This window comes from Trichlorobacter thiogenes (assembly GCF_900167465.1).
In the GTDB taxonomy this organism is placed as follows: domain Bacteria; phylum Desulfobacterota; class Desulfuromonadia; order Geobacterales; family Pseudopelobacteraceae; genus Trichlorobacter; species Trichlorobacter thiogenes.
The window spans coordinates 24,520-44,610 of the sequence record NZ_FUWR01000003.1 but is presented as its reverse complement, the minus strand read 5'-3'; the positions used below and the strand labels follow the sequence as shown (position 1 = coordinate 44,610).

Annotated in this window: 17 protein-coding genes; 4 read left to right on the top strand and 13 right to left on the bottom strand. The window is 53.5% G+C overall.

Annotation, left to right across the window (positions count from 1 at the left end; genetic code table 11):
- Positions 1-63 precede the first annotated feature (63 nt).
- The 10 genes from B5D39_RS04450 to B5D39_RS04405 form a co-directional block, all read right to left on the bottom strand.
- Complete coding sequence (locus B5D39_RS04450; RefSeq protein ID WP_078789197.1) at positions 64-369, bottom strand: hypothetical protein; 306 nt, start codon at positions 367-369, stop codon at positions 64-66.
- The gene (napH, locus tag B5D39_RS04445; protein ID WP_078789196.1) at positions 369-1,187 is read right to left on the bottom strand and encodes a quinol dehydrogenase ferredoxin subunit NapH; all 819 of its coding nucleotides are present in this window, start codon (positions 1,185-1,187) and stop codon (positions 369-371) included. Before napH ends, B5D39_RS04450 begins: the two co-directional genes overlap by 1 nt.
- Positions 1,177-1,839 (bottom strand): MauM/NapG family ferredoxin-type protein, encoded by a 663-nt coding sequence (locus B5D39_RS04440; RefSeq protein ID WP_078789195.1) that lies wholly within the window; start codon positions 1,837-1,839, stop codon positions 1,177-1,179. Before B5D39_RS04440 ends, napH begins: the two co-directional genes overlap by 11 nt.
- Positions 1,840-1,945: 106 nt before the next feature.
- On the bottom strand, positions 1,946-4,258 hold the full coding sequence (locus tag B5D39_RS04435) for a molybdopterin-dependent oxidoreductase (RefSeq protein WP_078789194.1): 2,313 nt from the start codon (positions 4,256-4,258) through the stop codon (positions 1,946-1,948).
- Positions 4,239-4,508, bottom strand: a complete 270-nt coding sequence (locus B5D39_RS04430; RefSeq protein ID WP_078789193.1) for a chaperone NapD — start codon at positions 4,506-4,508, stop codon at positions 4,239-4,241. Before B5D39_RS04430 ends, B5D39_RS04435 begins: the two co-directional genes overlap by 20 nt.
- Positions 4,509-4,730: 222 nt before the next feature.
- A complete protein-coding gene (locus tag B5D39_RS04425; protein ID WP_078789192.1) occupies positions 4,731-6,122 on the bottom strand; it encodes a sigma-54 interaction domain-containing protein in 1,392 nt (463 codons plus the stop codon).
- Positions 6,123-6,173: 51 nt separating this feature from the next.
- Positions 6,174-6,605, bottom strand: a complete 432-nt coding sequence (locus B5D39_RS04420) for a PAS domain-containing protein (RefSeq protein ID WP_078789191.1) — start codon at positions 6,603-6,605, stop codon at positions 6,174-6,176.
- A gap of 44 nt (positions 6,606-6,649) precedes the next feature.
- Entirely contained in the window at positions 6,650-8,638 is a 1,989-nt protein-coding gene (locus B5D39_RS04415) for a methyl-accepting chemotaxis protein (RefSeq protein WP_078789190.1), read from the bottom strand.
- Positions 8,639-8,797: 159 nt separating this feature from the next.
- Positions 8,798-9,250 (bottom strand): ferritin-like domain-containing protein, encoded by a 453-nt coding sequence (locus tag B5D39_RS04410; protein ID WP_078789189.1) that lies wholly within the window; start codon positions 9,248-9,250, stop codon positions 8,798-8,800.
- Positions 9,251-9,259: 9 nt separating this feature from the next.
- Positions 9,260-9,733: a peroxiredoxin gene (locus tag B5D39_RS04405; protein ID WP_078789188.1), complete on the bottom strand. Its 474-nt coding sequence runs from the start codon at positions 9,731-9,733 to the stop codon at positions 9,260-9,262.
- A gap of 239 nt (positions 9,734-9,972) precedes the next feature.
- Between B5D39_RS04405 and B5D39_RS04400 the strand changes: the two genes are divergently transcribed.
- The 3 genes from B5D39_RS04400 (at position 9,973) to B5D39_RS04390 (ending at position 15,294) form a co-directional block, all read left to right on the top strand.
- On the top strand, positions 9,973-10,335 hold the full coding sequence (locus tag B5D39_RS04400; RefSeq protein WP_078789187.1) for an ATP-binding protein: 363 nt from the start codon (positions 9,973-9,975) through the stop codon (positions 10,333-10,335).
- Between the two features lie 34 nt (positions 10,336-10,369).
- Positions 10,370-11,995: an ammonia-forming cytochrome c nitrite reductase subunit c552 gene (locus tag B5D39_RS04395; protein ID WP_078789186.1), complete on the top strand. Its 1,626-nt coding sequence runs from the start codon at positions 10,370-10,372 to the stop codon at positions 11,993-11,995.
- 224 nt (positions 11,996-12,219) lie between these two features.
- Positions 12,220-15,294, top strand: a complete 3,075-nt coding sequence (locus B5D39_RS04390; protein WP_244161357.1) for an EAL domain-containing protein — start codon at positions 12,220-12,222, stop codon at positions 15,292-15,294.
- A gap of 159 nt (positions 15,295-15,453) precedes the next feature.
- Here B5D39_RS04390 and B5D39_RS04385 read toward each other — a convergent pair whose 3' ends face one another.
- Genes B5D39_RS04385 through B5D39_RS04375 form a run of 3 tightly spaced genes read right to left on the bottom strand, consistent with a single transcriptional unit; the run spans position 15,454 to position 19,131 of the window.
- Positions 15,454-16,137 carry a type 1 glutamine amidotransferase gene (locus B5D39_RS04385; protein WP_078789184.1) on the bottom strand — a complete coding sequence of 228 codons (684 nt, stop codon included), beginning with the start codon at positions 16,135-16,137 and terminating at the stop codon, positions 15,454-15,456.
- A gap of 6 nt (positions 16,138-16,143) precedes the next feature.
- Positions 16,144-16,935, bottom strand: a complete 792-nt coding sequence (locus B5D39_RS04380; RefSeq protein ID WP_078789183.1) for a polysaccharide deacetylase family protein — start codon at positions 16,933-16,935, stop codon at positions 16,144-16,146.
- 15 nt (positions 16,936-16,950) lie between these two features.
- Complete coding sequence (locus B5D39_RS04375; protein WP_208610548.1) at positions 16,951-19,131, bottom strand: transglycosylase SLT domain-containing protein; 2,181 nt, start codon at positions 19,129-19,131, stop codon at positions 16,951-16,953.
- Between the two features lie 114 nt (positions 19,132-19,245).
- Here B5D39_RS04375 and B5D39_RS04370 point away from each other — a divergent pair, with 114 nt between their 5' ends.
- The gene (locus B5D39_RS04370; RefSeq protein ID WP_078789181.1) at positions 19,246-19,956 is read left to right on the top strand and encodes a Fic family protein; all 711 of its coding nucleotides are present in this window, start codon (positions 19,246-19,248) and stop codon (positions 19,954-19,956) included.
- The last annotated feature ends 135 nt before the right edge of the window (positions 19,957-20,091 follow it).

Here is a 20,091-nt window from a genome sequence, read left to right as displayed (position 1 = left end):
CACCAATCTAGTGGTCTCGATGGATACTCAGCAGCTTTAAAACAGCTCAGCCTGATCGGTCGGTTACTTTTTGTTCCCTTTTTTACTCCCCTTTTTAACCGCCTTTTTAACCTCACCCGGTACGTGGCACTGGGTGCAGTTCAGTCGATCAGGGTGGGGTGCCATCTTCAGGCTGCCGGTATGGCAGCCATTGCAGGTAGCCCCATCGGCATCATCCTGCACACCGTGAGGTATAACCGGTGGATGCTTTTCCGCCTTCACTGCATCGGCAGCCAGATTGGGCTCAGGCTGATCATCGGCATAGACAGGGGTTAAAACCAGCAGCAGCAAGCAGAAAATCAGGGATACAAGCTGTGCAAAGCGTTTCATCATCGGCCTCCTTTGTGGGGGTCTGTTGTGTCTTTTGAACGTGAGTGATAACCAACGGAAATAGTGAGCGCCTTTGACGGACAAGCATCAAGACAGGCCATGCAGCGAGTGCAGTCTCCAGCAGCCACCTGGGGTTGATTCAGTTCCAACGAGGGTTGCAGCACCTCTTCCACCGGACAGACCTTGAGGCAGTCGTTGCAGTGCGTACAGCGTTCAGCAATAAATCCGATCCGTAGCGGGCTTGCTCCTGCTAGCAGACTATAGAATCCTCCCAAAGGGCAGAGTGAACGGCACCAAACCCGCCGGGCAACCAGCAGCTCTGTCAGCAGGATGGCTGCCACCAACAGCAGGGGCAGGAGCGAACCGAAGACAACTGCCCGGTTGATGATCCCGATGGGAGAGACCACCTCAAAAAGCGGAATACCGGTGATGGTCACCACTGCCAGCACCAGCAGTAAGCTCCAGCGATTGAGGTTTAGGGGCAGAACCGTAGCCCCGGTTCCCAGTTTTTTGCGCAGCTTGTCAGCAAGTTCCGTAATCAGCCCCACCGGGCAGACCCAGCCGCAGAATGTTCGTCCACCCAGCAGGAAATAAAAAGCGACCACGGCCAGAGTACTGAGTAGATAGGAAACGACAAAGACCAGTCCACCCAGGGTCGCCTGTAAAAAAGCCAGTGGATCAGCAAGAGGCAATCCCAGCAGCTCTGCAGCTGCCAGGTTGCCCCTGAAGATTGCCAGACCGGCCAAGGGGGAGGCCAGCAGGGCAATCATCAGCAGCTGCACCGTATGACGGGCTATGGTCCAGCGCTTAAAATTCATAGGAATCTTTCTGTTCCTGTATCCGTTTTTGCACCGCAATGACGGGAGTTTCCCGCACACAGACCTTTTCACAGATGCCACAGCCGACACATTTATCCTTGTGGATCACCGGCTCCATAATTGTGTGCTCACCTGTGCGGGTGTTGTGGCGCGGCTCAATGGTGATCGCCTTGTCTATCAACGGGCACTGACGGTAGCAGACCTCACAGCGCAGCCCCCGAATTGAGAGGCATCCTTCACGATCAACAATGACGGCTGTCCCCATCTGTATTTTTTCCACCTCGGTCAGCCGTTTATCCAGCGCCCCGCTTGGGCAGGCCTTGACGCAGGGCAGGTCAGTACAGAGGTAACAGGGGGTCTCCCGTGGGATGATGTGGGGGGTTCCGATTCCGACACCGGCCTCACCCCCAGCCATGATGATTGATTTGTAGGGGCAGGCCTGAGCGCACTTGCCGCATTTGACACAGGCTGCCAGAAAGCGGGTTTCCTGAATTGCTCCCGGAGGGCGAAGATAGAAGCCCCGTGCCTGAGCCGGGCGGAGATACACCGCCGAGATGGCGGCACCACCCAGCGCCAGGGCCAACGGCGTAAGGATGCTGCCCTTCAGAAACAGGCGGCGGCTGATGCCGGAATTTTTTGAGTCAGAATGCATACAAAATACTTTCTTAACGCAGAGACACAGAGATGCAGAGAGAACAGCTGAAAACCGTATTTATTTAATTTTCTTTGCGCCTCTGCGTCTTTGCGTTGAAAATGCATTACGCTTTCTCGATTTTAACCGCGCATTTCTTGAAGTCCGGTTCTTTGGAGATCGGATCAAAGGCATCAATACAGAGGTCATTGATCAACTTGGTTTCGTCAAAGAAGGTGGTAAAGACGTTGCCTTTTTCCGGCTTGCCACGGCCATTAATCTCGGCGGTAAGTACAAGGGAACCACGGCGGGAACTTACCTTGACTTTGTCGCGGTTTTTGATCCCTAAACGGGCGGCATCTTCCGGGTGGATCTCAAGGGTTGCCCCTGGCATGGCCCGACGCAGTTCCGGCACCCGTCCAGTCATGGTGGCGGTATGCCAATGTTCCAGTAGCCGACCGGTGCAGTACCAGAACGGGTACTCTTTGTCCGGGCTCTCTGCTGGTGGCTCGTAGGGGCGGAACCAGACGTTGGCCTTGCCACCTACACCCTTGTAAAACTTCACCCCTTCTCCCTTTTTGACGTAGCGATCATCTACTTCAGTGTAACGCCAGCGGGTTTCCTGGCCATTGCTCTTGACCGGCCAACGCAGGCCACGAACCTTGAAATAGGTCTCATAGGGGGCAAGGTCTTTGCCGGTGCCGACCGTGAATTTGCGGTACTCTTCCCACATCTCTTTGTAAAAATTCTTCTGGCTGTAGGGGAACAGTCCGCCGTGGCCAATCCGCTTGGCAAATTCAATCAGCTGCCAGGTATCTTCCTTGGCCTCGCCAGGTGGTTCCACCATCTTGAACCACTGCTGGGTACGGCGTTCAGTGTTGCCAAAGACGCCCTCCTTCTCGACCCAGCTGGCTGAAGGCAGGATTACATCAGCAACTTCAGTGGATTTGGTTGGATAGATGTCAGAGACCACAATGAATGCCTTGCGGGCCTGGGCCGCCTTGCGGTAGCGGGAAAGGTTGGGCATGGACTGGAACGGGTTGGTGCATTGAATCCAGATGCACTTCAATTCCCCCCGGTCAATGGCGCGGAACATCTCAACCGTATGCAGGCCTGGTTTTGGCGAGATCTTCTTAGGGTCAATCCCCCAGATCTCGGCAGTTTTCTTGCGGTGCGCCTCGTTCATCACCACCATGTCAGCTGGCAGGCGGTGGGAAAAGGTGCCTACTTCACGGGCGGTGCCGCAGGCAGAAGGCTGTCCGGTCAAGGAGAGCGGGTTCTCGCCCGGCTTGCAGATCTTGCCGGTCAACAGGTGGATGTTATAGATCAGGTTGTTAACCCAGGTCCCACGGACATGCTGATTAACCCCCATGGTCCAGAGCGAATTAACCTTGCGGGATTTGTCGCCATAGATATGGGCCAGCTGTTCAATTTTTTTAGCTGGAATGCCGGACAGCTTTTCAGCCCATTCCGGGGTCATCGGCTTCATCAGGGTTTTGTATTCGTCAAAGGTAAGTGGTTTGGGTTCTTCTTTTGCGTTTTCTTTGTCTTTCAGGCCGTAGGGCTGATTTTCTGTGCCTCGTTTGAAGTTGACGTGCTGTTTGACAAAGGCCTCATCGTAGAGCTTGTCCCGCAGGATGACATGGATAATGGCATTCACTGCGGCCAGATCTCCCTGGGGATACATCGGGATGTACTCATCGGCCATCTGGGTAGTACGGGTTTTGCGGGTAGCTATGTCGATAATTTTTACTTTTTTGTTCTTTAGCTTGTTGTCGATCAGACGGGAGAAGAGGACCGGGTGGGCCTCTGCCATGTTGGCGCCCCACAGGATGTAGGTGTCACCAAGATCAAGATCATCGTAGCAGCCCATCGGCTCATCGGAGTTGAAGGTACTCATAAAACCGGCCACGGCGGAGGCCATGCAGAGCCGGGCGTTTGGTTCAATATTGTTGGTGCCGATCCCTCCCTTGAACAGCTTGGATGCCGTGTAGCCTTCAAACACGGTCCATTGACCAGAACCATAGATGGCAACTGAATCAGGTCCGGTCTTGGCGATCGCTTCCTTGTACTTTGAGGCAATCAGGTTAAGTGCTTCATCCCAGCTGGCCTTGACCATCTTGTTGCCTTTACGGATCAATGGATGGGTCAGGCGGTCTTTGCCGTAGAGCGCCTTGGAGAGAAAGTAGCCCTTGATACAGTTGAGTCCCTTGTTGACTGGGCCGGCCGGATCGCCCTTGGTGGCAACGATCTTGCCGTCCTTGACACCCACCAGCACGCAGCAGCCAACGCCGCAATACCGACAGGGGGCCTTACCCCACTTGATCCCTTTGTCATCGGCAGCAGAAGCCAAACGGGGGGCAAGCCCCGGAGCCCCGGCTGCGGCAAAGGCGGCTGCTGCCGCACTGGCCTTCAGGAAATCACGCCTCGTCAGTTCCATCTGCGCCTCCTTGTTGGACGACATCTTCAAAATTATGGTACGCCACCTGCACACTAATGACCCCGTCAAGCTGTTCCAGTTGCGAGGCAAGGTCCACTTCGGTATGTACAGAGGCCGCCTCAATCACGGCAACCAGCTGCCCATTGGGCAATGTCCCATGAACCTCTACGCCAGGCACAAGCCTGGCCTGCTCCGCAACCTCGGCTTCCCTGCCTGGTCTGCAACTTACTACCACCCCTGAAATCGGCATACTCACCTCATGGTCTTGTACGGATACGGTTGTAGGGCGGTACTGGCTCCCTGCGCCCAAGGACAGTCAACAGATTATCTGGATGCTTATACAGAAGACGTGCCAAGGATGAGCAAGGCGTGTAAGGCTCTAATGTCATTCGTTTTTATTTGTGTTTTTGCTGATGAGAGGGATGGTGGGGGTGGATTTGCGTTACCTGCAGGTAACGTTCAGATAAAAACGTTACGACTGGTTAACGAGCTTCATCTTTTCCCAGAGGGTCTTGCGCGAGATATTAAGGAGTTTTGCTGCTTCAGCCTTGCGGCCACCGGTTCGAGTCAGCGCATCCAGAATCAATCGTCGCTCAGACTCTTCACGGGCATTGGCCAGTGTAGGCGGGTCAACATCATCTGGCAGGTACTGCTGAGAGGGGCGAGCTGCCAAGGGATTCTGCCAGTCTGGGCCACCGGCACTCCTGGCCGCCACAAACTGATCAGGCAGATCTGCCGGTGAGATGCAGTCGCCAGGGCAGAGCGCCACAGCCCGCTCAATAGCATGCTCCAGCTCGCGGACGTTACCGGGATACTCGTAGGAAAGCAGGACCGCCCTGGTAGACTCACAAATACTGAGCAAAGGACGCTCCATCCGGTCACTGAATTTTTTCACAAAATATTCAGCCATCGGCAGGATATCTTCGCGTCGTTCCCGCAGCGGCGGAACCGCCAGCAGGATGACATGCAGGCGATAGTACAAGTCTTCCCGAAACAGCCCGTCTTCCACCATTTGCTTCAGGTTGCGATTGGTTGCTGCAATGATCCGCACATCTATCGGAATATCTTTTTCGCTCCCCAGGCGACTCACGGTTCTTTCCTGTAGCACCCGAAGCAGTTTGGCCTGGGCATTCAGCGGCAGGTCACCTACCTCATCCAGAAAGATGGTGCTGCGGTCTGCCTGTTCAAATTTTCCACGGTGATTGCTGATTGCACCGGTAAAGGCCCCCCGCTGGTAGCCGAACAGTTCTGATTCAACCAGATGTTCCGGCAGGGCCGCACAGTTAACGGTAACCATCGGACGTTCCTTGCGAGGGCTGTTTCGATGAATGGCTGCAGCAACCAGCTCCTTGCCGGTACCACTTTCACCGGAAATAAGCACCGTTGATTCAAGACCGGCAACCGCACCAATGGTCTGAAATACCGGCAGCATGCTTGCGCTGATGCTGATAAATCCGCTGAAACTGGCGCAGGCCATCCTTTGCTTCAGAGACAGGTTTTCATTCTGTAACTGTTGATGGTCGGTAATATCACGGCTGATCATCAGCGTTCCCAGGTATGTGCCATCAGGGCCAGTTACCGGGTAGTAGCTGTTTTCAAAATAGCGTCCTTTTACTTCAATTACCCGTCGGGCCTGCTTAAGGGAGCCGTCCCGCATTTTTTCAAGTAAGACTTTTATCCGTTTGGATGTCGTGGGGGAATGAATTGAAAGGATGGTACGGCCGATGAAGTTATGGGCCTTGATCCCTCTGATCTTTTCAGCGGCGGGGTTAACAAAGCTGATACAGTCATTGGCATCGGCAAAAATGATGCCGTCAACCATGTTTTCCAGAATATGCTGGCCGATGCCTGATAGATTGTTCATGGGTATAGTGTTACAAGAACGTAACATTGCTATTGTGATGATAGCTGCATATCATGATTGAGCAGCCTCACAGGCAGCCAGCCGCTGCTTCAGCTCCTTCTCTTTCAGCCAGCGTTCGGTCACATCACGCATGATCGAGGCGCAGCCCTGCATAACGCCCTGTTCATCTTTCAGCAGCACCATGCTGAACTCCAGTGAGACCTGACTGCCGTCCTTGCGGATGCCGGGTGATGAAAGCAGGCCGGTCTTGTATTTAGTCTCGCCGCTGGCCATCACCCGGTGATACCCATCCCAGTGCCGGCCACGCAGCTTTTCCGGGATGAACAGGTCCAGCGATTGCCCGACCGCCTCTGCAGCCGAGTAGCCCAGAATCCGTTCCGCACCGGCGTTCCAGTAGCGGATGATCCCTGCAAGGTCTGCGATCAGGATTGCGTCTTGCGATTCGTCGGCTGCCTGCTGCAGCTGCTGGTTAATGTTGAGCATAGACGGTCACCCCCCCTGAAATCTGCCCAAAAGGGTTTCAGCTGTTACAGTTTAAACCGACCTACCAGGTTTTCAAGGCTCTTTGCCAGGTTAGACAGTTCCGAGGCTGCCCCGGCTGTTTGGTGGGCTCCATTAGCGGTCTGCTGGACCACATCGGTAATCTGATGGATGTTGTTGGAGATCTCACCGGTCACTGCAGTCTGCTCTTCCGCAGCTGTGGCAATCTGATGTACCTGCATGGTTACTTCGTTGATCCCTTCCAGGATCTGCTGCAGCGCGTCACCGGAACGTCGTGAACTGTCCATCCCTTTCTCTACTTCTTTAACTCCCTGTTCCATGGAGGCCACAGCACCACCGGTTTCCTGTTGGATCGCCTTGATCATCTCGCCGATTTCGCGGGTAGCGCGGGTGGTCCGTTCCGCCAGTGCCCGTACTTCGTCAGCAACCACCGCAAAGCCACGCCCCATCTCACCGGCCCGGGCTGCCTCAATAGCTGCGTTCAGGGCCAGCAGGTTGGTCTGGTCAGCAATATCCTCAATGGTGCCTACAATCGCTCCGATCTGGTCTGATCGGGCTCCCAGTGCTTCAACGGTATGGGCTGATTCCCGTACCTTGTCAGCTATGTTTTGCATGCCGGAGATAGTTTCCTGTACCACGCTGGCTCCACCATGGGCCATCTCACTGGCTCGGTTTGCGACATCTGATGCAAGTGTACAGTTGCGGGAAATATCATTTGAGGTGGCAGACATCTCTTCGCTGGCCGTAGCCACGGTCGCTGATTGTGCAGCGACCTCTTCTGCAGCGGTAGCAATCTGCTCGGCAGTACTATTCAGCTGGCTTGAGGCGGTGGCCACCTGTACCGTCGTAGTTGATGCTTGGGAGATAATAGAGTGGATATTGTTAATAAAGCGGTTAAACCAGTAGGCAACCTCGCCGGTCTCATCTTTGCTGCCTTCCGGCAGGCGTTTGGTCAGATCTCCTTCACCTTCGGCAATATCTTTCAGCATCAGTACCAGTGACTGAAGCGGACTGGTAATGCTTTTCATAATAACAATTCCAAACAGAATGGTCACTGCTGCCAGTATTGTCGTAAGCAAAATGCTAAGGCTGACATCCCGTTTGGCGGCGAATGCTTTTGTTTCGCTTAGTTTGATCAGGCTGGCTGCCAACTTGTCTTCAATAGTCTTTTGATGGTTGATCTTGGTGGTAATGGTACTGAACCATGTCTCAGCTGGTATACCAAAACCGTTGCCAATCCCCTTGTCCAAAATCGTCTGGAGCATTTCAGTTGTCTTCTGAAAGGCGGTTTCCTTCTGGGCTATCTCCTTGTATTCCTTGACTACAGCTGGATCAGCATAGCGATCAAAGTTGCTCATCCGGTTTTGTTCACTTGCCGCAATTCGTGATATCCGCTGCGTGGTGGCCAGATCACACGTGTCGGCCGAAAGTACGCCGTTGATCGTGGCGCGCAGTTGACCGGTTGACTCTTTGGCTCCCTGAAAGGCGACATAACCGAAGGCTGCCAGTGAGGTTTCCGGTTCACCTGCCTTGCCCACTACGGCAAAACCGATTTCGAGGCAGTTACTGATCAGACCGGTGTAGTAGCCAAGAGCGGCTTTCGCATCAAGAGACTGACTGTCTATTGCTGAACGGGTCTCCTTCAACTTACTGATCTTTTCTGCAACCGCATCCAGTGCCTTTTTAATGGCCTCGGTTTTGCCTGCCTGGGCAGCAACGGTTTCCTGCATTTTGCTTGCTATACCATCCACTACCAGACGCTGCTTCTGTAGTTCATCGCCGTTTTTTGCGCCTTTTGACGCAAGAAAACCAGAGGTGAGGCCCCGTTCTTTCTGTAATTCATGAATCAGGTTGCCGGATGCAACCGAGACAGCCACCAGTGCTCGGGTGGTCTGCATATTGTTAAGGGTGGACAGATTGTCCATCAGGATTCTAGCTGCAAAAAATGCCATGCCGATAATGGGGATAATCAGGAGCAATAATAGCTTCGGTGCTATTTTCAGGTTTTTAAACATGCGTTCCCCTTTTCTTAACCAGGTTTTCTTCCATTGCACTCTAGCAATCTATTTGTTGCAGGGATTTGACGGAAGTCAAATCAAAGTGATTCGTAATGCACAAAAAAAGCGCCATGGCAAAGCCGTGGCGCTTGTGAAACCGGAGAAAGGATAAGTTGATTACCCTTCTGTCAGTACCTTTTCTTCGTACAGTGCCTCAATCTTACGGCGGTGGCCCAGTTCAACTTCAGCAAAGGTCAACAGGGTTTTCTGTAATCTGGGGTCTTCGGTCATGCCGGCGGCAGCCTTGTAGAGCTGGTAGGCATTTTCTTCTGCCTTCAGGGCAAAGGTCAGGATCTCCTGATAGCCCATATCTGGTCTGAACGGTACTTCTTTCAGGTATTTACCGATGGTTGCTTCTGGTATTTTGCAGACGTTTACTTCTTCAATCTTGTCCGGGTCCACTTTGGAAAAGACCTCTTTGTGGGTGGCTTCTTCCTGGGCCAGTTCTTCAAACATCTTGCGTGCTGCAGGACTTTCGGTTAGTTCTGCTGCCCGCTTGTAGCGCTGGTAAGCCCCTTCTTCCTGCTCAATGGCAAAATCTACAACCTCTTTCAGGGAAATAAAGCTCATTACATCCTCCTATTCGCAGTGAAAATTTTTAATATATTCGAGAACCTGTGATGGGTGTTGATCTGCCTTGGCAACCTTGGTCCAGTGCTTGCGTATGATGCCATCGGCACAGATCAGGACCGTTGAACGAATGACGCCGGATATGGTTTTGCCGTACATCGTCTTCTCGCCATAGGCATGGTAGGCCTTCATGACGCTGGCATCAGGATCAGACAGCAGTACCATATTCAGCTCATGGTTGTCGATGAACCGCTGGTGGGAGACCAGTGAATCTTTGCTGACACCCAGCACGGCAAAGCCAAGCTTTTCAAATTCCGGTTTCAGATCACGGAAACCAACAGCTTCCTTGGTGCAGCCGGGTGTGTTGTCTCGGGGATAGAAAAAAAGCAGCAGCCGTTGCCCGGAGTAGTCTTCAAGACGGTGGCGTTTGCCATCGCTCCCTTCAAGATCAAAGGTCGGAGCTTTCCGGTCAATTAAGGTCATAGTGTGTGTCTGCTCCTGATAAATATACGGATACAAAGCTGTATACACTATACAGTGAAAAAGTCAACATTTGGTAATTTGTATATATTAAAACAGTAGTTTAAAACGAATTTGACTTTGGTCAAACACGCGGTACAAGCTTATCTGTAAGATGCATACATCAGCTTTGCCTGCATCTTGCAATGCTACCCCGCAACAGGCAGCGGGCAGGGTGAGTGAATAGGGAAGGATGGTGTGAGGTGACGCTTTCACGGAAGGAGTTTTTCAGAAAAGGCCTGTTTTCGTTGGGTGATACACTACTGAAGGCATCCGGCATGGTGCAGCAGCCGAACGTGGAAGCAGCTGAAGAGTCTTCTGAGCTACCCTACGGAGATCAGCCGATGGTGGCAGTGCCGCGCAATGAGCGTTGCCTGGCCCGCAACTGCGGCTGTTTCAGTTGTGTTGAAAAATGTGAACAGCAGGCAATTGTGGTGGTGATGGGGGAGGGGATCAGGATTGATGCAACCCGCTGCACCGGCTGCGCTAGCTGTCTGTATGTCTGTCCGGTTACCCCCAAGGCGATTACGCTGCGGATACGCGCTGAAGTGAGTTCAGGCGAATAGTTTCACCAACATCCAGAAGAGAGGAGAATACGGTATGCTGAAACAGAGACTGGCAGTTGCAGCAACTATTGTCGGGCTTGGCGCCCTGCTGGCGATCCCTTCGCTGGCAGCCCCCAAGGCCAAACCGGCAGCCAAGCCTGCCAATGATGGGCGTGAGCAGTGCTACATGTGCCACAGTGAGGTAAAGGCGCTTAAAGAGGCATCCAAACATGCCGCACTGGCCTGTTCGGTCTGTCACGACAAGACCAAGGAGCACCTGGCCAACCCCGGCCCAGACACCAGGCCGGTGACCAAGCTGGACCCGGCGGTCTGTGGTTCCTGTCACAAGAATCAGTATCAGAGCTTCTTTACCCCGCACTATCCTGATGGCGGCTCCCGTAAGGAAAAAGGGGTGCCAACCGGCCGTTCGCCAATGCAGGACAAGCTGCTGGCAGGTCACGGCTTTACCTTTGAGCATGCCGAGCCCCGCGGCCATGCCTTTATGGTGGTTGACCAGTTTGCGGTGGATCGTTTCCAGGGCGGACGTTACCAGTTTAAAGGTGGCTGGAAGAACTATGACAAGGTCGGTAAGACTTGGGATGTGCTGGAGGATAAAGGGGCCAGCGCCAAACTGACCGAGACCGCCATGGCCGGTAATCCGACCTGTATCCAGTGCAAGACCTCTGACCTGATCCTGAAGTGGAAGTATCTGGGTGAGAAGGGGGGCAAGTTTGACCGTACCTCCAATGTGAATGATGTTATGAAGGATGTCCACAACCCGGTCGGCTGTATCGAGTGCCACGACCCCCACGGCACCCAGCCCCGCGTGATCCGTGATGCCTTGATTGCCGCCATTGACAAGGATCCGGCCAAGAATATCTTTGCCAAAAACGGCAAGACAGACCTGAAGGTAGTCTCCTTCCGTGACGGTTTCCGCAAGATCGGCGTGATGGAAAAGACCGATTCTCGCATGATGTGTGCCCAGTGTCATGTTGAGTACAACTGTAACCCCGGTACCCAGTGGAGCGATGGTAAGCCGGTGACCTTTGCCTCAGACCGCACCAACCACTTCCCGCTCAAGAATGCCAAGGAGATCCTGGCCCACTACAAGCAGCTTGATTTCTTTGACTTCAAGCATGCAATAACCGGTGCCCGTCTGATCAAACTGCAACACCCCGAGACAGAGACCTATGCCGGTTCAGTCCATGACAAGGCCGGTGTGCAGTGTCATCAGTGCCATATGCCCAAGCTGAAGGGGAAAGACGGTAAGCCGTACTCCACCCACGGTGTGGTCAAGCCGATCAATATGGCCAAAGAGTCCTGCATCAGCTGCCATAAAGATTCCAGTGTTGAGAAGGCCAAGTGGCAGATCGACACCATCCGTAACTACACCAAAGGCAAGATGCGCAAGGCAGAGTACTGGCTGGGTCAGCTGATCGACACCTATCTGGTGGCCTCCCGTGCCGGTGTTGCCCCTGCAGTGCTGGATCAGGCCCGGGCCAAGCATGAAGAAGCCCATGTGTTGTGGGAGTACTGGACCGCTGAGAACTCTGACGGTTTCCATAATCCGTCACTGGCCCGTGAAACCCTGACCGGTTCCATTGCCGCCTCCAAGGCCGGGGTCAAGATCCTGAATGATGCCCTGGCAGTGGCAAACAAGAAGGAAGAACCTAAAAAGTAGCTCTTTTACGCTGGATCCACAGCACGCAGAGGGCTGTTCCTTAACCGGTGCAGCCCTCTATTTGTATCTATATTCGGATTAAAATTGTCTTATTTGTCCATAGTGGTTGACATTTTATGGAACTAGGGTATTTACCCTATAGATTTAGCTGTAAATGCTTCGTGCTGCAGGACGTGGTGGTTCGGGTAAATGATGACACTATGCGAGGAGTTAACAGGGTGCGCATGAATCGGGACAAGTTTCTTGGACAGTGGGGGGTGCTGCTGCTGGTGTTGCTGCTGCTTGCAGGCTCTATTGTCCATAACCTGTATAAAATCTATACCGATGTCCTGACTGGTGAACAGCAGCGGCTGTTGACTCAGGTACGGGTAGTGAATGCAAACCTGAGCGCTCAGTTGCAGGGAACCGCTCAATTGATGCAGCATATCCGCGATGAATTACGGAACAGTCCTCCTGATACGTGGGGAGATGTGGTTCGTAACAAGGAGCTGGAGTTTGAGGCTCATGGGATTGCAGGGGTACGAACCGTCTTTACGGTTGATCGAACCGGTATTGTCAGGCACTCAAACAGAAAGTTGTTGATCGGCTCTGATCTAAGCAGGGAGGACTGTTTTCAAACGGCCATAAAGAATCCTGATCCTGATGTCTTGTTTGTTACTCATCCCTTTAAAACCAGCTCGGGCGTCTGGGGTATGAATCTTGTGCGGGTTATGCGTGATGCCGGTGGACGTTTTAACGGTATTGTCGCTACAACCCTTGACCCTGAGTACTTCAAAACCCTGCTTGGTTCAATTAACTACAGTCCTGACATGTGGTCGTCACTTGCCCATGGCGATGGGATTCAGTTTCTGATGGTGCCGGATCGACCAGGGCAGCAGGGCTTGAATCTTGCAAAGTCCGGGTCCTTCTTTACCCGTCATATCACCAGCGGCAAACGCGAAAATGTCCTGAGCGGAACGGTCTATGCGACCGGCGAGAAGCGATTGATGGCTATTTATTCAATTCAGCCGGCCGGGCTGAACATGGATAAAGCATTGGTAGTAGCTACTGGACGAAACAGTGCGGCCATATTCAGGGGGTGGCGGTCTCATGCGATAAGTCAGGGGATTACCTTTGGCGTTATCGCGCTGATTGCAATAGGTGCCTTGGCCGGTTTTCAACGGTTTCAGCGGGAACAGCTGCATCTGGCGCTTGATGCAGAGCAGGCCTTGTTGAGTACCAAGCAGCAACTAAGAGATATTATTGATTTTCTTCCTGATGCTGCCTTTGTTATCGATAATGACAAAAAAGTGGTGATCTGGAACCGCGCCATGGAAAAGATGACCGGCGTTTCCAAGGAAGATATGGTCGGCAAGGGGGATCATGAATACACCATTCCCTTTTACGGAGAACGTCGAAACCAGCTGCTTGATCTTCTGGATATGGATGATGAGCAACTTGCCGCCAAATACACGCAGGTACGACGCACCGGTGAGATCCTGGATGCCGAAACCTTTTGCCCGGCCCTGCATGGTGGTAAAGGGGCATACGTTTGGGCTACCGGGGTGCCGCTCTATGATGCTGCCGGGCAGCGGGTCGGTGCGATTGAATCAATCCGGGATATTACCGAGCGTAAAAAGAGTGAAGATTTTCTGCGTAAACTGACCCATGGGATTGAAAACAGTGCCAGCGCGGTGCTGATCACTGACGTGCATGGTGCGATTGAATATGTTAACAAAAAATTTACCCAGCTGACCGGTTATACCCCTGAGGAGGCGATCGGCAAGAATCCGCGTATTCTCAAGTCCGACGTAACCCCCCGTGAGGTGTTCGACAATCTCTGGAGGACAATTCTTTCAGGCGAGGAATGGCGGGGGGAACTGCTCAACCGCCGTCGGAATGGCGAGGTCTACTGGTCCATCGCCTCCATCAGCCCGTTGCATAATGAAGATGGCGAGATAACCCACTTTATTGCCAATGTGGAGGATATCAACGAGCGCAAAAACGCTGAGGCCACCATTGAACGTCTGGCCTACTATGATCCGCTGACCGATCTTCCCAATCGTCGCATGCTGCAGGACCGTCTTGATCTTGCCCTGCGACGCAGCCGTCGTCAGGCAATTGGCGCCGCACTGCTCTATCTTGATCTGGATAGCTTCAAGCATATCAATGACAGCATGGGGCATCCGGCAGGCGACAAACTGTTGCGTGAGATGGCCAGCCGTTTTACGAAGACCCTGCGGGATGATGATGTTGTCTGCCGGTTGGGCGGGGATGAATTTGCCGTGATATTGCATGATATCCGCCATGATCAGGACGTGGTGCCGATAGCACAGAAACTGGTTGACGTTGCAGCAGAGCCGATGCAGCTGGAAGGGCGTGAGGTGGTGGTGACCTCCAGTGTCGGTATTGCGATGTATCCCAAAGATGGTGCTGATGCCAAGGTGCTGGGCAAACATGCCGATATCGCGCTGTACCATGCCAAGGCCGAGGGGAAAAATACCTTCCGCTTCTTTTCGGAAGAACTTAATAACAGTTTCCGCGACCGGATCGCCATGGAGCATGGCTTGCGGCATATACTTGATCGAGGAGAGCTGGAGCTGCACTACCAACCCAAGGTAAGTGTGGCAACTGGTCAGGTGATTGGTGTGGAGGCGCTGCTGCGTTGGAACAGCCCGGAGTTCGGGATGGTCTCACCAATGCGTTTTATCCCGTTGGCTGAAGAGACCCGTCAGATTATCCCGATTGGCGAGTGGGTGCTGCGTACTGCCTGTCAGCAACAGCTGCTATGGCAGCAGCAGGGTATTCAGCTGAGCATGGCGGTTAACCTTTCTGCGGTACAGTTTAAGTCACCGGCCTTGATTGAGCGGATTGCTGCGCTGATTGATGAAACCGGTATTCAACCGGAAAATCTGGAGCTTGAGCTGACTGAAAGCGCTCTGGTGGATAAACCTGATGATGCGGTACGGGTGTTGGAACAGCTCCGTTCATTGGGCTGCGGGATATCCATTGATGATTTCGGAACCGGCTACTCATCCTTAAGCTATCTGAAGAACTTCCCGGTGACGATCCTCAAGATAGACCGCTCCTTTGTCAGGGATCTGGCCCATAATTCAGGAGATCGGGCCATTGCGCAGTCAGTGGTAAGTCTTGCCACCAACCTGGATATGAAGACCGTTGCAGAAGGGGTGGAAGAGCAGGAACAGCTGGAGATTCTCCAGCAGATCGGCTGTACCTATATTCAGGGCTTTATCCATTCCCGTCCGGTGCCGGCTGATCAGATTCTGGCAGTGGTGAAGAGATTAGGCGGGGCAGCGTAGTTATTTAGTCTGAAAACGGCAATTTTTCACGCGGAGCCGCGAAGCTCGCGGAGAAAATCAGGTGGTTACCTAATGGTAAGGAATAGCCCGGCTGATTAAAAATACAAATAATTGCCTGATTTTGTTCTTCGCGTCTCTGCGTCTCCGCGTGAGAAGTTTTTAGGATTGAATTGTCTGCAGGAAGTTCTGCAGCATCCGTTTGGCAGTCTGTTGATACCCGCTGTGTGCAGCCTGAAAGTCAGCCACCAGCAGTTCGGTACGGCAGGCGGTGGCCGGGTCCCAGGCGGCCCAGGTGCGAATAATCTGCTCATCTACCTCCGGGTGAAACTGCAAACCCCAGGCGTTGCTGCCGAGCCTGAAGGCCTGGTGGGGGCAGGCGGGTGATGATGCCAGCAGTACGGCACGGTCTGGTAGATCAAAGCTGTCATGGTGCCATTGGAAGGTGCTAAAGGGGGAGGGGATGCCGTGGAAGAGCGGGTCTGCCTCCCCTTTGTGCGTCAGGCTGACCTGCAGGGTGCCCAATTCTTCCCAGCGACAGGAAACCACCGGACTGCCGGAAGCTGCTGCCAGCAGCTGTCCGCCCAGACAGATCCCCAGATAGGGGATCTCCTGTTCAAGACAGCTGCGGATCAACTGTCTAAGCGGTGAAAGGAAGGGGAAACGATCATCGTCATTGGCTCCCATGGCGCCCCCCAGCACAATCAGGGCAGTCATAGCAGCCGGGCTGGGCAGCGCCTCACCACGGTAGATCTGGTGGAGCTGGAAGGGTACTCCCAGATCAACCAGGTTTTCAGCAAGGTTACCGGGTGGGACCTCTGGATCGTTTTGGATGATATGGAGCATTGACACCTACTTCATCGGGTAGTCCGACAGTTTGACAAATTTGAAGCCACGCTTCTTCAGCTCCGGCATGGCGGCGATAATCCCTGCGCCGGTACCTGCCTCCGGGTGGTTCATATGGGCGATGATGATATCGCCTGGTTTAGAGGTCAGCAGGGCGGTCTTGACCTGGGCTGCGCTGTAGCTGGCACCGGCATCACCCAGCACAGAAAATCCGATTACGTCATGTCCCAATGCCTGTGAAACCTGCACGGCAAATTCATCGTAATAGGCGGTGCCGGAACGGTAGAAGCGTGGGCGCTTGCCGGTCAGTCCTTCAATCTTGCGGGCGTTCAGCTCTATTTCCTGTACCAGTTCAGATGCATCTTTTGTGCCTGCTATACCGTAGATGGATCGGCCATTGACTGAGGCCGGTTTGTGCCACATACCGTGGTTGGCAATCTCAAACAGCGGGTTGTTTGCCAGCTGCTTAAACAGCTCCGGGTTGGCATCAATCCAGCGGGCATTGATGAAGAGCGTGGCAGGAATCTGCTGCTGTGCCAGAAAATCAATCAGCTTCTGATCAACCCCTTTACCCTTGGGGGAACCGCAGGCATCCAGGGTCAGGGCCAGCACCTTGTCTGAGGTGGCAAGCCGGGTGCGCACGCCGGGCACGTTTTCACCCCATTGGGTCGGCTTGGCGGTCTTGAATCCGGCTGCAATCCGCTCGGTCAACTGTTGCATTGATTCTGCCGGACCGGCCTGGCTCAGGGTCGATATCAAAAGCAACAGCACGATGCTGAACAGGGCTAGTTTGGTCATCTGTTCCTCCTCCTGCTATTGGATCCGGTATAGGGAACGGTAAACGCCCATGTAACCAACAATCTTTTTAACGTAATCGCGGGTTTCCTGGTAGGGGATGTTTTCTACAAACTCATCCCGTGGCAGTTCGCCAAAGGATTTGCGCCAGCGGTTGACTGCTCCGGCCCCGGCATTGTAGGCCGCCAGGGTGTAGACCGTGTCCTGGTGGTACTGGTTCAGCAGTTCACGCAGATGCTTGGTGCCCAGCCGGATATTGTACTCAGGGTTGGTCAGCGTCAGCGGGTTGAAATTTTTAGGTTTTACGCCAGCGGTCATGCGGGCCGTTGCCGGCATCATCTGCATCAGGCCAATGGCGCCAGCATGGGACTTGACATCGGCCCGGAAGCTGCTTTCTGCCTTGGCAAGGGACAGTACCAGCGCCTCGGAAAGCCCGTTTGTTACACTGTGACGGCTGAACTGTTCTGCATAGGGACGGGGATAGCCCAACGCCCAGAACGCCAGGTTGCTGCGATCAACAATGGCAGGCCGATTCTGGTGAAAGGTCATGATTGAACCATGCAGGTCACCAGCCAGCTGCTGCAGACGGGAAAGTCCGGGGGCTGCAGTTTTATCAGTGTTTTTCAGCTTGAAGGCAGCCAGCTCTGTCCTGGCTTCTTCCAGCATTCCCAGGGATGCCAGCTCCTGAATCCGTTGGCTTCCATCGGGGAACGGCGGCTCAGGAATCCCGTTGGGTAACGGCATCCAGCCCGTTGGTTTGTTGGTATGCAGGCGGTGCCAGGCAGCGTAAAAACCATAGGGGAAATCATTCAGCAACTGTTTGTAGCTGCGCTCGGCCTCAGATGGTTTGTTCTGCTTTTCTTTGGTGCGGGCATGCCAATACAAGGCCCGTTCACGATAGACGTTATCTTTGAAAAGACGCTGCAGGCTCTCCTCGGCAGCTGAGAGATTGCCTGCAAGATACTGCCCCCAGGCCAGTTCCCATCCGGCGCGTGGTTTCAGGTCAGATGCGGGAAACTCTTTGATCAGTCGTTGCAGAATCTGGGCGGCATCGTTGAAACGACCATTATGCTTGTTGATCAACGCCGCCTCCAACAGGGCATCGTCAGCCAATATTCCCCGTTCTGATGCCAGGGACAACAGGCGGGCCAGTGCCTTGTCAGAAGCCCCCTGCCTTTCTTCAAGGCGGGCCAGCATCAAACGGGCCTCATCACGGGTGCTTTGTGTTTTTGAGGTTAGTGCCCGTTTCAGAAACGGCTCGGCAAGGGAGTAGTGGCGCTGTTTAATGGCGGCCTGTCCTGATTTAAGCTCGATTCTGGCCAGCAGTTCATCGGACAGGTTGGTGCGCGGGATACCGGCAAAGGCCCAGGCAGCTGCATTGGGCTGATTGTTTGCCAGCAGCAGCAAGCCCCGCTGGAACTGTTCTTCAGCCGTAAAGCTGGTTGCCTCTTTTCGCCCTTTCTTCTCCAGCGACTTTAACTGCTCAAGCGCCTTGGGTGCTGCGGAAGCGGCAGGGTGCTGCAGGTGGATGCTACGGTAGCCCTGTATGGCCTGGGGCAGATCCCCCAACTGCTCCTGACAGAGTGCAGTTTGAAGCTGTGCATCAACCGAGTCTTTGCCCAGGCTGTGGCGAGCCGTGAACTGGCGGTAGGCTGCCAGGGCGGCCTTCAGATCCCCTGCTGCAAACAGTGCATCGGCAGCCAGTTTTTCCATCCTGCGGCTGATTGCCGGTGTTGCTGAAAGTTTGGCAGCAGCGCTGGCTGCAGCAGCCTCACGATACTTTTTCTGGCCATACAGCGCATCGGCCTTCAGGCTGGCAGCAATATCAGCCAGTAGCGGATAGCTGCGTTCTGCATCTGCCAGGTAGCGGACCGCCTCATCGTACCGTTTCAGGCGCAGGGCAGCTTCGCCAGCCACCAGATTGCGGGGGCCATCTGCCGGGGCAGCAAGTGCCGCCTGCAGTGCCTCCTGATTCTGATTGTTACGCAGCAGACCGGAAGCTTTGCGGAGCTGTTCATTGCTGCTGTTTGCGGCACCGGCACAGGTCAGGGTAACGGCGAGCATGCAGATACCAAGGGATGTTGTGAAAAGACGTGATAATTGAAAGGTCATGGCAGTACGGTAGTTCCTAATGATCTGAATCTGATTTGGATTGTTGCGTAGGCTCTTTTCAGTACCATTCTGGAGCTGATAGGTCAATGCTGCGGAAAGATACCAGGTCTTCAAATCAGTACTTTCGACCGCACTGAATAACATGGTATGGTGCGATATCTTGCCGACTTTCTGTGATTATTTGCTTAAAAGGACCAAACCATGCAACCCACACCCATAGAAATTCAAAAGCGCTACTGCATCGCCTTTGCAAAAAAACAGCTTCAAGAAATTGTCTACAACTTCTCTGTGCAGGAGAATCTGCCCTTTACCTTTCCTGAGATTCAGACCCTGCTGGAAGGGATTACCGTTGGTGGCAGGCGGCTGGAAGAACAGGATATTGTGCGCAGTCTGAAGGAGGCCATTGACTACCTGTTCAGCTGCGTTGAAGCAGGGGGCCTTCTGGTCTCAAAAGCGACTGCCGTGGAGATAAACAGGCTTGTTGCACGTAACGAAGCCCTTGAAGTAGGGGCATTCCGTCATTCGCAGGTTTTTATTTCCGGCACTGAGTACCGGCCTCCTGCGGCTGAAGAGTTGGAGAAGCTGTTTGAAGAGCTGCTGGCCAGCTATCAGGTCGGTACAGAGGATCGCGAGATGCTGCTGTTTCTGACCATGGCTCGTAATCAGTTCTTTTTTGACGGTAACAAACGCACCGGTCAGCTGATGATGAACGGTGCCCGGTTGTCAGCAGGGCTGCCTTGGCTGTCAGTACCGGCAAAAGAACGCCTTCGGTTTAATGAAACTATGCTGGCTTTTTATGAATCAGGTGACCCGGCAGCGATGATCAGTTTTTTAAAGGAGATAGAAGCTCCGTTATTAGAACTGGTTGCCGAATCATCCCGTAAATACCTTGAAAAACAGGCTGACCGGTAGTCCTTAAAACGGCAGTTAGTCACAGAGAAATACAAGATTTTTTTAGTGCATCACCAAAAAGGAAACAGGTCGTTTGTTATATCTTCTTGTTTTTCCTCTGAGAACTCTGTGACCTCTGTGGCAAATGTTTTTTCT

Excerpts from the sequence above, each read along its gene's own strand:
- B5D39_RS04450 (WP_078789197.1), bottom strand. The coding sequence starts at position 369 with ATGAAACGCTTTGCACAGCTTGTATCCCTGATTTTCTGCTTGCTGCTG.
- napH (WP_078789196.1), bottom strand. The coding sequence starts at position 1,187 with ATGAATTTTAAGCGCTGGACCATAGCCCGTCATACGGTGCAGCTGCTG.
- B5D39_RS04440 (WP_078789195.1), bottom strand. The coding sequence starts at position 1,839 with ATGCATTCTGACTCAAAAAATTCCGGCATCAGCCGCCGCCTGTTTCTG.
- B5D39_RS04435 (WP_078789194.1), bottom strand. The coding sequence starts at position 4,258 with ATGGAACTGACGAGGCGTGATTTCCTGAAGGCCAGTGCGGCAGCAGCC.
- B5D39_RS04430 (WP_078789193.1), bottom strand. The coding sequence starts at position 4,508 with ATGCCGATTTCAGGGGTGGTAGTAAGTTGCAGACCAGGCAGGGAAGCC.
- B5D39_RS04425 (WP_078789192.1), bottom strand. The coding sequence starts at position 6,122 with ATGAACAATCTATCAGGCATCGGCCAGCATATTCTGGAAAACATGGTT.
- B5D39_RS04420 (WP_078789191.1), bottom strand. The coding sequence starts at position 6,605 with ATGCTCAACATTAACCAGCAGCTGCAGCAGGCAGCCGACGAATCGCAA.
- B5D39_RS04415 (WP_078789190.1), bottom strand. The coding sequence starts at position 8,638 with ATGTTTAAAAACCTGAAAATAGCACCGAAGCTATTATTGCTCCTGATT.
- B5D39_RS04410 (WP_078789189.1), bottom strand. The coding sequence starts at position 9,250 with ATGAGCTTTATTTCCCTGAAAGAGGTTGTAGATTTTGCCATTGAGCAG.
- B5D39_RS04405 (WP_078789188.1), bottom strand. The coding sequence starts at position 9,733 with ATGACCTTAATTGACCGGAAAGCTCCGACCTTTGATCTTGAAGGGAGC.
- B5D39_RS04395 (WP_078789186.1), top strand. The coding sequence starts at position 10,370 with ATGCTGAAACAGAGACTGGCAGTTGCAGCAACTATTGTCGGGCTTGGC.
- B5D39_RS04390 (WP_244161357.1), top strand. The coding sequence starts at position 12,220 with ATGAATCGGGACAAGTTTCTTGGACAGTGGGGGGTGCTGCTGCTGGTG.
- B5D39_RS04385 (WP_078789184.1), bottom strand. The coding sequence starts at position 16,137 with ATGCTCCATATCATCCAAAACGATCCAGAGGTCCCACCCGGTAACCTT.
- B5D39_RS04380 (WP_078789183.1), bottom strand. The coding sequence starts at position 16,935 with ATGACCAAACTAGCCCTGTTCAGCATCGTGCTGTTGCTTTTGATATCG.
- B5D39_RS04370 (WP_078789181.1), top strand. The coding sequence starts at position 19,246 with ATGCAACCCACACCCATAGAAATTCAAAAGCGCTACTGCATCGCCTTT.